The organism is Microbispora hainanensis, from assembly GCF_036186745.1.
In the GTDB taxonomy this organism is placed as follows: Bacteria; Actinomycetota; Actinomycetes; order Streptosporangiales; family Streptosporangiaceae; genus Microbispora.
In genome coordinates this window covers 1286941-1301841 of sequence record NZ_CP108086.1, presented here as the reverse complement: position 1 = coordinate 1301841, position 14901 = coordinate 1286941, and the positions used below count along the sequence as shown (strand labels likewise).

Sequence of the window (14901 nt, the reverse complement as noted above, 5' to 3'; positions counted from 1 at the left end):
CGACTTTCGTGGAGGCCCTGAAGCCAGCATCATCTGCTGGCGGAAGGGAGAATCACGTCACGATGCCAGCCCCGAGGAAGTATCCCCAAGAGCTTCGAGAGCGCGCGGTGCGCATGGTCTTTGAGGTCCGCCGGCAGACCGGCGGTGCCCCCGGCGCGATCGCCCGGGTGGCCGATCAGCTCGGTGTTCACCGCGAGGCATTGCGCGGGTGGGTGCGCCAGGCCGAGATCGACGAGGGGCAGCGGCCGGGCACCTCGACCACCGACGCCCAGCGGATCGCCGAGTTGGAGCGCGAGGTGCGCGAGCTGCGCCGCGCCAACGAGATCCTCAAGGCCGCGGCCGCTTTTTTCGCGGCCGAACTCGACCCCCGGCCGCCCAGGTAGTCGCCTTCATCGACGCTCACCGCGGCGCTTTCGGCGTCGAGCCGATCTGCCAGGTGTTGCAGGTGGCGACGTCGACGTACTACGCGGCCAAGTCCCGTCCGCCCTCAGCCCGGCAGGTGCGGGACGCCCAGCTCATGGCCGAGATCACCACGGTGTGGAACGAGAACTTCGAGGTGTATGGCGTGCGCAAGATGTGGAAGGAGCTCAACCGGCGCGGCACCCGCGTGGCCCGCTGTACCGTGGCCCGGCTGATGAAGCGCCTGGGGCTGGCCGGGGCGGTTCGCGGGGACCACAAGCGACCGACCACGATCCCCGATGCTCTCATTGACCGGCCCGCCGACCTGGTCAAACGCGACTTCACCGCCCCCTCCCCCAACCGGTTGTGGGTCGCCGACCTGACCTACATCCCCACCGCGTCGGGGTTCGTGTACGCGGCGCTGGTGATCGACGCGTTCTCGCGGATGATCGTCGGGTGGCGTCTGGCCGATCATCTGCGCACCGACCTGGCGCTGGACGCCCTGGAGATGGCCATCTGGCGTCGCGGAGACGGACGGCGGCTGGAGGGCCTGGTGCACCACTCCGACCGCGGCTGCCAGTATCTGTCGATTCGCTACACCGAGCGCCTGTCGGGTGCCGGGGCGGTCTGCTCGGTCGGATCTCGAGGGGACAGCTATGACAACGCCCTGGCCGAAAGCACCATCGGGCTGTACAAGACCGAGCTGATCCACCGGCGCGGCCCGTGGAACGGCCTGGACGACGTCGAGATCGCCACCATGGAATGGGTCGACTGGTACAACAACCGGCGCCTCCACAGCGCCTGCAACGACCTTCCACCAGCCGAATTCGAGACCCACTACCGAACCCAAACCGCCCCGGCTATCCTCACCCCAGCCAGCTAACCCGGCCTCCACGAAACTCGGCGCGGTTCAATCAGCAGCGGGTCGTCAAGGGTGGCGATCGCGCTCTGTTGCAGGGCTGAAGCGTTCTCAGGTTGTGAGACCGAGTAGCTGAAGTGCATCGGTGGGGTGGCTGCGGTAGTGGTCGGTGGCGGCGGCGATGTTGGTCCAGCCGATCAGGCGGGCCAGGCCGATGGCCAGATTGCGGAGGCTCGCCATGATCCGGGGTGCGGCCCCGGTCCTCATCGTGCAGGCGTCTTCGCGGTAGGTGACGTCGCGGATGTGGTGCAGGGCTTCGATGCTCCAGTGGCCGCGGATCAGTCCGGCGAGGTGGGCATGGGTGATCTGGCCGGGGTGCAGGCTGGTGATGGCGTAGATGGTGACGATGGTGGTCTTCCCGGTGGCGTTGTTGGTGCGGCGTCGTTTGACCTGGATGGCCTGGGCGGCGTGGGGGAAGGGCAGGCCTGGGCGGACGGTGCAGATCTTCATGCGGCGGATCTCGCGGCGTCCGTGCCGGGTCTCGTCGGTGCGGTCGTTGAGGATGGCCTCGCGCCAGGGCAGGGCCTTGAGCCGGCGCAGCAGGGTGGGCTGGTTGCCCTTGACGATGAACACGTAGTGCCCTCCGGCCGCGACGATCTGCCTGGCGTGCTCGTGCTGGGTGTGCAGGGCGTCGGCGGTGATGACCACGCTGGTGAGGTCGAGCCCGGACAGCAGGGGCGTGAACGCGGGGATCTCGTTGCTTTTGGCTGCGACCTGGGCTTGAGCCATCACCGTCTGGGTGTCGTGGCGGGTGGCGGCCAGCAGGTGGGTCACACGGTCGCCGGTGCGGCTGCCGCGCAGGGTTTTGCCGTCCACGGCCAGGCCGAGTAGCGCTGTTCTGCCGTTCGTGCCGTTCGTGCCGTTCGTGCCGGTCGCTGGTGGCGCGGCGGCCAGCCTGGCCAGGTAGGCGCAGGTCGCAGCGTCGAAGTCGTCGCCGTCCAGGCGGGCCAGCAGCCGTCCCAGGGTGGAGGCGGCCAGCCGTACGGGGCCCGGGAGACCGATCCGGGCGCGTAGCTCGGGATCGTATCCGGCGATGAACCGGGTGATCTTCGCCAGGGAAGTCGCTCCGCCGAGCACGGCGAGCAGGGCTAACGCGAGCAGCGGGCCGAGTCGGTAGCGGCGCCCGCGGCGGCTGCGAGGGTCCGGTATGGCATCCAGCACCTCGGCAAGGGTGGGCAGGTCGGACAGCGGCTCGCAGATGGTGACGCGCTCCAGGTGGCGGGAGAGCACGTCGATCGGGGATGATGGCACGCGAACGCGACCCCTGTTCTTGATCGACTGGCTAGACACCGACGATCATGAGGGGTCGCGTTTGTCATCTCCGCACCGGGGCGCCCTCAACTACCCGTCCGTCCCAGGGCTGCGCCCATCTCACCAGCCGAGAACGCTTGGGCCCTGCGCTCTGTTGGGCATCCGTGTAACGCATGCCGCAGATGATGGCAAGCACCACCGACATTTTGTGAACTAGTACATATATTCGATACTGTAAGTGTGTCTCCTGTAACAGGAGACACACTTACGTCGAGGTTTAGAGGTCGTAGACCTGAAGGACTTCGTCACCATAGTGGTTGACCTGAGTTGGCTCAATTTAGTGCGCACCTTCGGGGCTGCGGATCCGCTTGAGGGCGTTGCGTAGGTCGGTGGGCAGAGGGTCGGCGGCGGTCAGGACGTGGTTGCCGGCTTGGATTCGGACGGTGCGATACGGAACTTAAATGGGTCTTGTCGGTGAGCTGACGAGGGCTGATCTGGTCTGTATGACCAGGGTGTGCGGTATGCCCAAGGCGGCGGCTTCACCCCCCAGGAGCAGCGGCGCCGCGAGGAGGTACGGCTGAGCGCAGCCGTGATGTTCGAGCAGGGGGTCACGAACGCGGCGGTAGCCCGGACGTTGCGGGTCACTCAGCGGTCGGTGGAGCGGTGGCGGCGCGCCTGGCGCGAGGGTGGCACGGCGGCGCTGGCCTCAGCAGGCCCGCACGCGCTGCCCCGGCTCAGCCCGGCGCAGTTCGCCCGGCTGGAGGCCGAGCTGGAACGCGGTCCGCTGGCGCACGGGTTCGCCGACCAGCGCTGGACGCTGATGCGGATCAAGACGCTGATCGGCAGGATGTTCCACCTCGGCTACACCGTTCAGGGGGTGTGGTACCTGCTGCGGCGTAACGGCTGGTCGTGCCAGCGCCCCGCCCGCCGGGCGATCGAGCGGGACGAGGCCGCGATCGAGGTGTGGAAGAAGGAGGTCTGGCCGCAGGTGGAAGATCCGCGGCGGCCGACGGCGCCTGGATCTGCTTCGAAGACGAAGCCGGTCAAGGGCTGAGGCCGCCTCGCGCACGAACGTGGGGCCGGCGCGGGCACACGCCGGTGGTACACGTCCGCGGGCGCGGAAGCGGACGGGTGAACATCGCCGCCCTGGTCTGCTACAAACCCGGCGAACGCTCCCGGCTGATCTACCGCCTGCACGTCTACCGCGGCCGCAAAGGCGAGCCCAAGACCTTCGGCTGGATGGACTACCGCGACCTGATCCTTCATGCCCACGCCCAGCTCGGCGCCCCGATCGTGCTGGTCTGGGACAACCTCAACCTGCACCTAGTGCCCGGGATGAAGACCTTCGCCGCCGAGCACGCCGACTGGCTCACCATCGTCCAGCTCCCCGCCTACGCCCCCGACCTCAACCCCACCGAGGGCATCTGGTCCCTGCTCAAACGCGGCGCCCTGGCCAACCTCGCCGCCGCCGACCTGCCCCAGCTCGTCCGCGTCATCAAGCGCGCCCTGAAGAAGATCCAGTACCGGGCCCACCTCATCGACGGATGCCTCCCACCGACCGGCCTGACCATGAGAACGGGAGGCGACATCACGAATTAAAGGTCAGTAGCGGCGGGTGGTGCGGACGAACTTCTTGATCGACCATCCGGTCCGTGCCTCGATCCACCGGCCGACCGCCAGGGCGGCGAACACGATCGTCAGGTGCGCGTCGATGGACTCGCGTTTGTGGTGGTAGATCGGCCGTGCTTTGAGGTCGTGCTTGCTCATCCGGAAGGACTTTTCGATCTCGAACAGCCGATGGTAGGAGCTGATGACGAACTCGGCGGTGATGGGCGTCCCGTCCGGGCAGGCGGCGAGATTGGTGATGTAGCCCTTGAGCCCGGCCAGGGCCTTGGCCTTGTCCACCAGCTCGGTGTTGACGCTCTTGGTAGCGCCGGACAGCCTGATGAACCGGTTGCGCTTGACCGGCGCCTGCCCGTCGACGGCGCGCTGGGCCTTGGCGACCTGCTCGTCGATGCCGCGCAGGGTGCGCCGGGCCCGCTCTGCCCGGTACTGGTAGTAGATCATCTGGTCGCGGCGGGGCCGGCTCGATCCCGACGGCCAGGGCTGGATGAAGATGTGCCCGTCGGGGATCGGGGTGCCGGGGTGCTCGCGCCGCCACTGCTTGACCACATACGGCACCTCGGGGATCTTCATGCCGAGGATGAACGACAGCCCAGCGGCTTCGATGGCCTGCTTGTTCGCCTCGGAGATCATCCCGGCGTCGGCCACGATCGTGACGTCCGGCAGGTGGTGGGCCGCCATGAACCCTTCGATCACCGGGAGCATGGTGTGGGTCTCGGCCTTGTTGCCCTCGAAGGCGGTCACCATGAGCGGGAACCCGGAGGAGTCGGTGAGCAGCCCGATCGTGATCTGCGGGTCCAGGCGGCGTTCCTTGGAAAAGCCCGGCTCGCGGAACCCATCCCCGGCGTCGGTCTCGAAGTACAAGGTTGACACGTCGTAGAGGACCAGGCTGGCCGGCCCGAGGCGGGTGTGGGCCGCGCATGCACCGGCCAGGGCCTGGCGCCACTGCGGTGCGGCGTAGTCCGGCAGGCGGCGCTTCACCGTGGCATACGACACCGCATCGATCCCGGCCTCGCCGAGCACGCGCAGGCTGTCGTGCTTGCTCGTCGGTTCGATCACCCGCGCGAGCACCAGCTGCCGGAACACCTCATCGCCCCCGGCCGCGGCAGCAAACCCCAGCGTGTCGTAGGCGCGGGACAGCGCGTCCCACAGGTGTTCCATCCGCGAGCTGACGATCTCCAGCGGCCCGCCCGCCATCGGCCCATCGTCCAGCCCCAGGTCCAGTTCCTGCTGGCCGGCGGCCAGCCGCTGACGCGCCACCGCCCTGAGCGTCTCCAACTCGGCGTCGTCGTGCGCCGACCCGATGTGCTCGATCTCCCGCGATCCGCGGCGGGAGGAGTAGACGATCTGCACCGCCCGGGCGCCTGAGGCCGTCTTCACCGTCCGCACGTACGGAGACACGGCCACCAGGGTAGAGACATGATCGATTTAGTGCGCACTTTTCGCCGTTCCCGACGGGGAACCACGAGGTCAACGCCTCGCGCTCAGCGACAATCTTGAAACGTGAGCCAAGTCAGGTCGTCACCATAGTGGTTGATCACCTTGACCGCGATCTTTCCACTGCTGGGCAGCGGGAACGGCTGGGAGCGGGTCGTGTACAGCTGCTCCCACGCGGCCTCATCGATATCGGCCTTGAGAGCCTTCTTCAACCGTTCGTATGGCTTCTGACCGCCCGTGAAGTAGCAGTTCCGGACGAAGAATGACTCCCCGTCATAATCTGTGTCGATCATCCAGAGAGCGATGTCACCCGTACCTCTCGACCGGATCTCACCACGCATGGGGTCGTATACATCGACGCCAAGGAGCTCAACGACCACCCCTTCATCTGTGCGCTCGATGTTGATGTCCGGCTCGCCGAAGACCATGAACAGGTTGCCGGTCTCGGTCTTCTTCAGCACGTCTGCCATGACCAAGTCGGAGTTCATCCGGACCAGCTGGATCGGGAGCTTGCCGAGCCTCCGCAACTCCTGGACAGAGGCGAACTCCTCCGGGTCCGGCTTAAACTCCTCGGTCGTCTTCAGCGCTTGGGGGTCGAAGGCGAAGGCGCAGACAATGAGAAGGTCGAAACCGATCCCCTTAAGCGACTCGCGGGCCGCCCGTCGAATCCACTCCGGATCCACGGTGCCGTAACGGGGACCGATGCTCACCGCTATCCGCTGCGGCGCTCCCTCCTCGTCCGTCTTCTGGATACCCTCGGCGTTAATTAGCTCCCCGGCGAACGGCACCAGTGACTCAAACTCCAGCCGCTCACCCTTCCGGCCGTTCTGCACACCCGCCTTGGCGAGATTCTCCAGAACCGACTGCTCAAACCCGGAGGCATCCAGCTCCGTCGCCGCCTGCTCCGTCCTGGTCTGCACGGCCGGCGTAATCGTCTTATGCGGGGCCAGAGACTCCACGGTGAACGGCCCGGCCACGCGGACCTTCTTCTTGTCCTCGTACGGCTGGTCGTAGAGAAGCTCCTGCTCTGAATGGCGCCTGATGGCGGCCTCGATTTCCTCTCGGGACATCCCCTCCTTGATATCAGGGTTGCGCGCGATCGAGCTGAGCATGATGTGCGGGACTCTCTTGTAGACAAATCCCTTGCGGACGTCACCCTTGTAAGGGCCGGGAAGCGGCGCCTGCCCTGTCAGCTTGGACTCCTGGGCCTGGCCCTCCCTGGAATCGGAAAGTAAATAGGCAGGAAGTTTGGCGCCCATGATCCGATACCGAGCGAGAGCCAGTGATACTCGGGAGGTGTCGATGGTGATCCACCTGCGTCCCCACTCCTCGGCAACATAGGCGGTGGTGCCGGAACCGCAGGTAGGGTCGAGGACGAGGTCACCGGGGTCGGTCGTCATGAGCATGCAGCGCTCAACTACAGGAAGCGCCGTCTGAACCACGTACGTCTTCTCGCCGCCGAACTGGTTCTGCCCCAGCGTATCGGTCCACACGTTCCCTATTGGCATGGCAGGGAAATCGTCCAAATACCGCAAGTAAGAGAGCTTCGCGCCTCGCTTGGTTGGCTCTAGGACCCGCCCCGCCAAAAGGAGGCGAGCCATTCCAGCTTCATTGGTTTTCCATCGAGCCTTCATTCCCGGATCGTACTTTCTTCCATTGAGAGTCACCTCGAACCAGGATGCAGCCCCCTCACCTTTCTCGCGACCAGCACTCTGGCTAGTCAGATTATCTGCAGAGAATATCCTGCTACCGACTGGCAGCAAGCCATTACTCAGCACCTCATCCTTCGTTAGAGGGCGCCTAGTTCCATCAGGAAGCTCCACCTGCGTATATCCCGATCCACCAGACCCGGCCGTGGTCTTCAACGAGAATAACTGGCGGTATTTCATGAGGGATCGATCACGGGCATACCAAACAATATAGTCAGCAATTCCACCGAACTCGCTGGTAGAAGAGCTTGTCTTCAGGAACGTAATTTGTGAAACGAAGTTCTCGACTCCAAAGACTTCATCAAGGAGGGAACGAACCAAGTGAACGTTCTCATCGCCTATCTGGACGAAGACGCTTCCCGAGGCGGTGAGCAGGTCACGGGCAACAATCAGGCGGTCCCGTAGGTAGCCGAGATAAGAGTGAATGCCCAGCTTCCAGGTGTCGCGGAACGCCCTGATCTGTTCGACCTCACGGGTGACATCCTCCGCCTTGCCGTCTTTGACATCGCGCTTTCCCACAAACGGCTGGAAGTTCGAGCCGAATTTGATGCCGTATGGCGGGTCGATGTAAATCATCTGGACCTTGCCGCGCAGGTTCTCCTTCTCCGCGAGCGAGCCCATGACCTGGAGAGAGTCGCCGAGGATCATCCGATTGGACCAGTTGGCCTCGTGCTGGTAATACTCGACCGATTCGAAGCCTGATAGGCCGTCGAAGTCGTCAAAGAGCGTGAGCTCGGGCTCGTCCTCGGGACGCTCCGCCGTACGGCGGAGATTCTCGATCAGAACACGCGGGTTGATCTTCTCCTGTATATAGATCGGCGGAGCATCCACAACCAGATCGTCGGCGTCCTGCTCGTCCTTACCCATCCAGACGAGCTGCGGGTCCAGCTCGGGATTGCGCGGATAGCGCAACTGGGCGACGGTGGCAGCCTCCTCGTCAAGAAGCTCGTGGGAGTCGGCGGTCGGGATGTTGGTCCGCTTGTCCTCGTGCGTGAACGACTCGACGACGGTCGGTCCGGAGGTCTTCTTCGGTTGCATCCCGCTACTTCCCTTCGCCAGCAGAGATCGTTGAGGTCGTGGAGTCATAGCCCCAGTCGGGGCCGATCTGGGCGCTTGTTCCGTAGCCTCCGTACAACGCCTGGATCGCATCGTTCAGGTGGGCTCCGAACTTCTCCGGATCCTTTAGCTCGCAGTAGCTCCATCGGCCGAAACCACCGTGGTTGTTGACCGCAGGGACCCAGCGGTCACGAGCCGTCACGGCCTTCTCGTGTGTGGAGTCCTCGGGTTTGTGGCTGCCGGACACCTCGACGATGAGCGTGCGTACCTCGTCGTCGTGCGCCGATAGCGGCGCCAGCCGTACCAAGAAGTCAGGAAGGTACTGCCGGGTCTGTCCATTGATTGTGTATGGGATGCTGAAACTGAGGTGGTCGTTCTTCACATAAGCAGCGACGCGCTCGTCCAGCTCCAGAATTCGGGAGACCTTCTCCTCCCACGTGTTGCCCTCGGCCCCGTCGAGCACCACAAAGTTGACGTGGCTCTTCCGCTCGTCAGTACGGAAAACCTGCTTCGTGGTGAAGAAGTCCACCTCCTTGGTGGAGCCGACGTGATCGAACTGCCGGAAGATGGGCAGCGACCGGGGCTGACGAGCGCCCTTGGTCGTGAGGATTGAGTCCTTGATCCGACGTGCTGCTTGGTCAGAGATCTGGGCGATCAGGAACAACCCGACGAAGGTATCCGGGCCGTACATGACGCACTCGGCCAGCCATCGCTTAGTGATATGCACGATTTGCGGGAAGAGCCACGGCTTCCGGTCGTCCGGATCTGTCAGATAACCGAGCATCACGCGCTCGGCGAGGTGGTATGCGACCTCCTGCTCGCGCTTCCTGGCGAGGTCCTCCAGCGTATGGTCCCCAGTGTCCCCTGCCACCCCTGCGACCAGGGTTTCAGTAGGGATCATGTCCGTGAACAAGCGGAAGTTGCTCTCCTCACAGAAGTCGGCGTCCAGTTCCTCGTCTGGTAGCTCAATCCGGTAGCCGACGAGCCGCGGGAAAACGATCTCCGCGTGCTCCCGCCCAGAGACAGCGTGAACCCTGCGGGTGACCCGGATTTTCGGGTCGACGATCTGCCCAGCAGTCGGCATGAACTGGAACGGCACGCCATATACGTCGGCGTACTCAGGCGTGAAGAAACCGTTCTCGTCCACCGCATAAGAGCGCCGGCGCAGGCCACGACCGACCACCTGCTCACAGAGCAGTTGCGTACCGAAAGCACGCACGCCGAGGATGTGAGTGACGGTGTTGGCGTCCCAGCCCTCGGTGAGCATGGAGACACTGACCACACAGCGAACGTGCTCGCCGAGCTTGCCCTTCTTGCCAACGGTATTCATCACCTCCCGCAGGATCTCAGCATCATCGATGTCATCCGCAGAGCGGCCGGGGAAACGCCGGGCGTACTCCTGCTTGAATTCCTCGATCTCGTGGCTCAACGCCTTGCGGAACTCGACGGTGAGCTCACCTTTCTCGAACTGCTCGGAGTCAACGAGGATGGTGGGTGGCCGGTGCAACCATCGGCCGTCCTCGTCCACGTTGGAGAAGAGCGGCAGCTTGCCGCGGACCGGGACGGTGGTCTCGTCATCGATCTGCCTGTCCCAGCCGCCGATCCAGTCGTAGACCATCTTCGAGACAGTCGTGTTGTTGCAAACCACGATGAAAACGGGGGGCGGGTCGCCCTGGCGGGCCGCTTCTGAGCCCTCCCACGCTTCGAACGCCTTGCGATAGGAGTCGTAGAGGCTGCGCAGCGCTCCCTCCAGTGCGGGCGGCAGATAATCGGCGTTGACCATGGAATCTTTACGCCCCCTCTTGGGGAGCTGGTCGCGGATGTTCTGCCAGAGCTGGAGGTAAGTGACGTCGACCGAGGTGCGGTTATCGTCCACCGGTACCCGAGGAATCTTGACGATGCCCGACTCGATGGCGTCGATCAGTGAGAAGTCACTGACCACCCAGGGGAAGAGCGTGCCCTCCTTATAGCCGGAGCCCGCCAGGAAGAACGGGGTGGCCGACAGGTCGTAGACCGCTTTAACGCCCAGATGCCTCTTGACCGCCTGTAGCCCCTTGAACCAGACTCGCGCCTCCTCGACGCTCTCGGCTGCCTCCTTCTTAGCCTCCCCGGCGAGGTCGACCTCGGCGCCGGTCTCGGGGTCGTCAACCCGGTCCCGATAGCAGTGGTGGGCCTCATCGTTAAGCACGACGACCTCTGACTTACTGGTGCCCAGCTCGCGGCAGACGCGGGCGACCATCTGACCGGGCGTCTCCAGGAACGGGCTGGCGGCGCCGGACTTGCCGGCCAGTAGGTCCTTGGTGGTCCTGGCTACCCCTTGGCCGAGCTTGGTCTCTCGGCGCTGGAAGGCATGGTAGTTCGTAATTGCGATCTTCGCCTGGCTCAGCGAGCCGTACAGGTCCGCCGGGATGAGGTCCCGCATCCGGTAGTAGTTGTCCTCGTCCTCAGGCAACAGCACCCGGAGCCGGTCGCGGATGGTCAGGCCAGGGGCGACCACCAAGAAGCGCTTAGCGAAGCGCTTGTCCTGCGGGCTGGCGACCTTGTTGAGGGTCTGCCAGGCGATCAACATCGCCATTACAACCGTCTTACCGGAACCCGTCGCCATCTTGAGCGCGATCCGGTTCAGGCCCGCGTTGTACTCCGCATTGAATGCGGCGAGCTGGTTGTGAATGGAGGAGTCGCCCTCTTTGTGCACGGCCTCCGCGAGGTAGATCGCCGTCTCGGCTGCCTCCCGCTGGCAGAACAGGATCCGGTTGTCGCGGTCGGGATCGTTCCAGTATTCGAGGAGGCGGCGAGAGGTGGGGGTCACGTCTCGGTAGCCGGACCGCCGCCACCTGTCCACCCTGCGGCGGATGGCGTTGACGAAGTGGTTCTCCTCGATCTGATCGCCGTCCAGACCGAGTTCCGGGAAGTCCAGCTCGCCCTGGGCACCGCGTTTGCGCGCCCTGGGGACCGGAATGAAGAAGGAGCTCGGACGACGCCCCTCCTTGATGTCGCCGGGGACGCCATGCCTGTCGAACTCGAAGTGTCTGCTGGGCGGGAGGTAGGGCGAGTTGATGATCGGGTTCTCAATGACACGGTCAGACACTCGCCGCCTCCTCGTCTAGATCCCAAGCAGCCTAGCGAGGCAAAGCAGCAAGTAGTAAAGAGCTGCCGAAGTGTGATCTCGATTGGAAGGTGAACCTCGAGAGCTGGCGGAACTCTACCCCGCGCAGCCAAGCACAGTGGGTGGTCATCTCCTCGTCGGGCAGGCGCAGCCATGCCAGGCCGGACGCCTGGGGTCAAGCCGTCGTTCGCGTGTACACACTCCCGGTGACCTTCCGCTCTGGCTGGTTGTCCTGCCCGCACTCGACGGCTTGACCTTGGGCGGCCGGTATGGCATCCCTTCGGGGTGACCGGCGAGGAGATGACCACCCTTACCTGCACAGTCCCCTGCTCCTCTCCGAGGAGGGCCGGGGGTGCAGGGGGCGGAGCCCCCTTGCGGCTCTTTCCTTTGGATCGCCTCGGCGAGTTGGCCCCGTCGCTCTGGTCCTCCTGGCCGCGGTGGTCTTCGCTCGTCTGGCGTTCCGTCTTGGCGGCTGGGAGCGCGCGGACGCGCCGGCCGGGACCGGCCGAAGAGCCGCACGCCCGGCCGGCTGGCCGTCCAGCGCGAGGCGGGCCGCCGTAGGCGGCTCGCCCTTGATAGCGAGAAGAAAAGTTGCTTTCGGCCGCGAGACGGGCTGTCAGCAGAGCGGTTCGGCTGTGGCCCAGACGCGTTCGAGGCTGGTGAGGTAGACGGCTGTGCTGTCTTCGTCCCTGGTGGCCGTGAGGTACAACACGGGGGCTTGGGCCGCTGCGGTGCCGTAGGCGTGGACGTTCACGAGAAGTTCGCTGTCGGCCCGGTAGATGGAGTTATAGAGCGTCGTGCGGTGGAGGCGGACCTCCACGCCGTCGACCTTCCGGAGCGGCCGGTACAGCATCAGGGCGTTGCGTACTCGGGCGGCCATGACGTCGGCTCCGATGCCTTCTTCGGCTCCTCGGGCGGCCACCTCGGGACTGTCCGGATCGCCGAGAAGGATGCGGATCTTCACGCCTACCTCGGCTCTGCTGGCGAGCAGGCGGATCATGCCGGTGTCCTCAGCGAGGAACAGGCTGCTGTAGGTCAGGATGTCGATCTCGCGACTTGCGCCCTGGAAGAGCCGCCGCCAGATGTTCTGCGGTACGGCCCAGCGGTGGGGATAGACGGCTTTCACTTCATGGGAAATGGTTCGCCGCGGTTGGGCGACGTCGGGCCACAGGTCACTCTCGTCGACTTGCAGCATGTCAGCCAGTGCCCAGCGGTGGCGGGGGTAGGGGACGCGGCCCTTGAGCCAGCGGTCGACCGTCTTGGGGTCCACTTCGAGGGCGGCGGCGACGTCGACGGTTCCGAGTCTGGCCCGGGCAAGGGCATGGCGCAGGGTGTCGCTCACGGGGGTGTACCTCCTGACGCGGCGGCTCTGCCTGCGACGTTAACACGAGACGTCCCTAGACGTCCCTTAGTCGCGGTGTAGAGGTTCCCCCGCCTCGACGGAAGCTCGTTCGGCATGGGCGCGGCGCACGCGCCCACCGTCAAGCCGAAAGGAGCGTGTCAGGGCATGGAGCAACTGCGGCCGATCCAGAAGCGGCAGCGCGAGTATCAGGAACAGCTCTTGACGGAGCTGCGGGATGAGCTGGAACAGCGCGGGATCACGGCGGTCCTGATCGTGGATGAGAAGAACCGGCCAGCCCTGGACGTGACCGACAGCCGGCTACGGCCCCGCCGGGTCTACGTCCACCTGGCGTTCTTGTGGTTCTACTGGGGCGACCAGCACGACGAGCGGGTCTCGTGCCTGCGCCTGCTGCCGGCGGCCGACCGAATCGAGAAGGCGGCGCGTGAGGGCTGGCGCGAGGGCGAACAGGGAGAGCTCGGTATCGACCTGACGAAGATTCTCGATGCGCACCGCTCCTGAACGGCGCAAGGCGTGGCTGACGGGGCAGCGAGTCTCCGGCAAGCTGGCTGAGCGGCTGCGCGAACGGATCACGACGGGCGTCTATCCGGTGGGGAGGGCGCTGCCCTCGGAGACCGCTCTGACGGCGGAGTTCCGCGTTGCCCGCAATACGGTACGACGCGCATTGCGGGCCTTAGAGGCGGAGGGGTTGATCGTGACTGTCCCGTCGAAGGGGCGGCTTGTGCAAGGCGCTGACGCTCCGGTCGATGCCTCCTACCGGTATCAGCTCATCGCCCGCGAGTTGCGGCGGCGGATCGAGCGGGGCGACCTCGGCCCCGGAGACCTGCTGCCCAGCGAAGCGGAACTTCGCTGGCTGTACGAGGCGTCGCGCAACACCGTACGGCAGGCGTTCGCGGAGCTGGAGCGCGAAGGGCTGATCGTGTCCCGGCAGGGCAAGGGTCGGTTCGTCCGCTCCGATGAGTAGGACGTCCTAGGACGTCTGGGTTGGTGCCCTAGGTCTTGCGGGGGCGGGTGCGCCTATCGTCTGTCTCGTGGGACAAGCTGCGTGGGCGCGGGACCTGGCCGAACGACTCCTTGCCAAGGCGCTGCCCCGCCGCTGGGCGCACACGAAAGGGGTGGCGGCGCGCGCCGTGTCGCTGGCCCCGATCCTCGGCGACGAGGCCGACGCGCTGACCGCCGCTGCCTATCTCCATGACATCGGCTACTCCCCTGAGCTGGTCGACACTGGGTTTCACCCCCTCGACGGCGCCCGCTACCTGCGCGATGTGGCGGGCGCCGACGAGCGGCTGTGCCGCCTGGTCGCCCATCACTCCTGCGCGGTCAACGAGGCCGCTGAACGCGGCCTGCTCGACGTGCTCAACGCTGAGTTCGCCCAGGAGCGGCCGGAGCTGGCCGAGGCGCTGACGTACTGCGACATGACCACCGGCCCAGATGGCCGGCATCTCGACGTCACCGAGCGCTTGGCGGAGATTCACTCACGTTACGGTCCTGAGCATTTAGTCTCGCGCTCCATCACCATGTCAACGCCCTGCATCCTGTTGGCCGTGCGGACGATCGAAGCCGCTTTGAGAGTTCGGACAGCTCACAGAAGCGACGGCTGACTTGTTACGCCTGCGCTCTCGGCTACCTGACCGAGAGCAGTCCCATGATGAGGAATGTGGCGAACACGTCTTTTCTCTCATGCCACTGATGTGGCACCATAACCAGATACATTGGTACTCTCCGGAGAGAGAATTCTGTGGGCTTATTCTCCAAGAAAAGAGCCGTTCCCGAGATCGGTGATGGCCCCGCTGAATCCTTCGAGGTGCGCTGGCGCAGAGATTTGACGCACGAGCGATATATCGACGAGTCGGCGCTATGGCAGCGGGTGTATGGCCACTATGAGCAAAGTGAAGTTCGTTGGGCTGCAAGTCCTGTTTATGTCCGCTTCAGCGACGCCGCTTGGGATGGCTACGTCTACTTGACGGACGAGCGCCTTATAGTAGAGATGCACAACCCCACAGAAATGCAATGGGGGATACTTAGTCGCCCAATCCCGGAG

10 protein-coding genes, 1 pseudogene and 1 other annotated feature are annotated in these 14901 nt (G+C 64.8%); of the genes and pseudogenes, 6 read left to right on the top strand and 5 right to left on the bottom strand.

Translation table 11 applies throughout. The features are described from left to right. Window positions 1–62: 62 nt before the first annotated feature. Window positions 63–1282, top strand: a protein-coding gene (locus OHB01_RS05900) for an IS3 family transposase (RefSeq protein WP_328853951.1) whose coding sequence is annotated in 2 segments (ribosomal slippage) — window positions 63–342 and window positions 342–1282 — 1221 coding nt in all. Because the reading frame shifts where the segments join, the coding sequence is not laid out codon by codon here. Beyond that, window positions 341–454 (top strand) — a sequence feature (AL1L pseudoknot). It overlaps the preceding gene by 114 nt. 87 nt (window positions 1283–1369) lie before the next feature. On the opposite strand, the gene OHB01_RS05895 is transcribed toward OHB01_RS05900, so the two are convergent. Next, a complete protein-coding gene (locus OHB01_RS05895; RefSeq protein WP_328855054.1) occupies window positions 1370–2569 on the bottom strand; it encodes an ISAs1 family transposase in 1200 nt (399 codons plus the stop codon). A 514-nt stretch (window positions 2570–3083) separates the two neighbouring features. Here OHB01_RS05895 and OHB01_RS05890 point away from each other — a divergent pair. Together OHB01_RS05890 and OHB01_RS05885 are read left to right on the top strand one after the other, a co-directional pair. Then, window positions 3084–3623, top strand: coding sequence for a winged helix-turn-helix domain-containing protein (locus OHB01_RS05890; protein ID WP_147945462.1), 540 nt, complete (start codon window positions 3084–3086; stop codon window positions 3621–3623). Further along, window positions 3533–4168 carry a transposase gene (locus OHB01_RS05885; protein ID WP_147945461.1) on the top strand — a complete coding sequence of 212 codons (636 nt, stop codon included), beginning with the start codon at window positions 3533–3535 and terminating at the stop codon, window positions 4166–4168. The genes OHB01_RS05890 and OHB01_RS05885 overlap by 91 nt, the downstream gene beginning before the upstream one ends. Before the next feature lie 6 nt (window positions 4169–4174). On the opposite strand, the pseudogene OHB01_RS05880 reads toward OHB01_RS05885, so the two are convergent. From OHB01_RS05880 to OHB01_RS05865, 4 genes and pseudogenes are all read right to left on the bottom strand, one after another. Further along, window positions 4175–5593: pseudogene (locus OHB01_RS05880) on the bottom strand (IS1634 family transposase); the annotation flags it as partial. An 83-nt stretch (window positions 5594–5676) separates the two neighbouring features. Then, window positions 5677–8376 (bottom strand): site-specific DNA-methyltransferase, encoded by a 2700-nt coding sequence (locus OHB01_RS05875; RefSeq protein WP_328855053.1) that lies wholly within the window; start codon window positions 8374–8376, stop codon window positions 5677–5679. A 4-nt stretch (window positions 8377–8380) separates the two neighbouring features. Beyond that, a complete protein-coding gene (locus tag OHB01_RS05870) occupies window positions 8381–11482 on the bottom strand; it encodes a BPTD_3080 family restriction endonuclease (protein WP_328855052.1) in 3102 nt (1033 codons plus the stop codon). A 634-nt stretch (window positions 11483–12116) separates the two neighbouring features. Then, window positions 12117–12842: an XRE family transcriptional regulator gene (locus tag OHB01_RS05865; RefSeq protein ID WP_328855051.1), complete on the bottom strand. Its 726-nt coding sequence runs from the start codon at window positions 12840–12842 to the stop codon at window positions 12117–12119. 165 nt (window positions 12843–13007) lie between these two features. Between OHB01_RS05865 and OHB01_RS05860 the strand changes: the two genes are divergently transcribed. The 3 genes from OHB01_RS05860 (at window position 13008) to OHB01_RS05850 (ending at window position 14461) form a co-directional block, all read left to right on the top strand. Beyond that, window positions 13008–13361, top strand: coding sequence for a hypothetical protein (locus OHB01_RS05860; protein WP_328855050.1), 354 nt, complete (start codon window positions 13008–13010; stop codon window positions 13359–13361). Then, window positions 13345–13824, top strand: coding sequence for a GntR family transcriptional regulator (locus OHB01_RS05855; RefSeq protein ID WP_142566099.1), 480 nt, complete (start codon window positions 13345–13347; stop codon window positions 13822–13824). The genes OHB01_RS05860 and OHB01_RS05855 overlap by 17 nt, the downstream gene beginning before the upstream one ends. 67 nt (window positions 13825–13891) lie before the next feature. After that, window positions 13892–14461, top strand: coding sequence for an HD domain-containing protein (locus tag OHB01_RS05850; RefSeq protein ID WP_328855049.1), 570 nt, complete (start codon window positions 13892–13894; stop codon window positions 14459–14461). The last annotated feature ends 440 nt before the right edge of the window (window positions 14462–14901 follow it).

Coding starts and splice junctions, on each gene's coding strand:
- OHB01_RS05875 (WP_328855053.1), bottom strand. CDS start 8,376: ATGCAACCGAAGAAGACCTCCGGACCGACCGTCGTCGAGTCGTTCACG.
- OHB01_RS05860 (WP_328855050.1), top strand. CDS start 13,008: ATGGAGCAACTGCGGCCGATCCAGAAGCGGCAGCGCGAGTATCAGGAA.
- OHB01_RS05855 (WP_142566099.1), top strand. CDS start 13,345: ATGCGCACCGCTCCTGAACGGCGCAAGGCGTGGCTGACGGGGCAGCGA.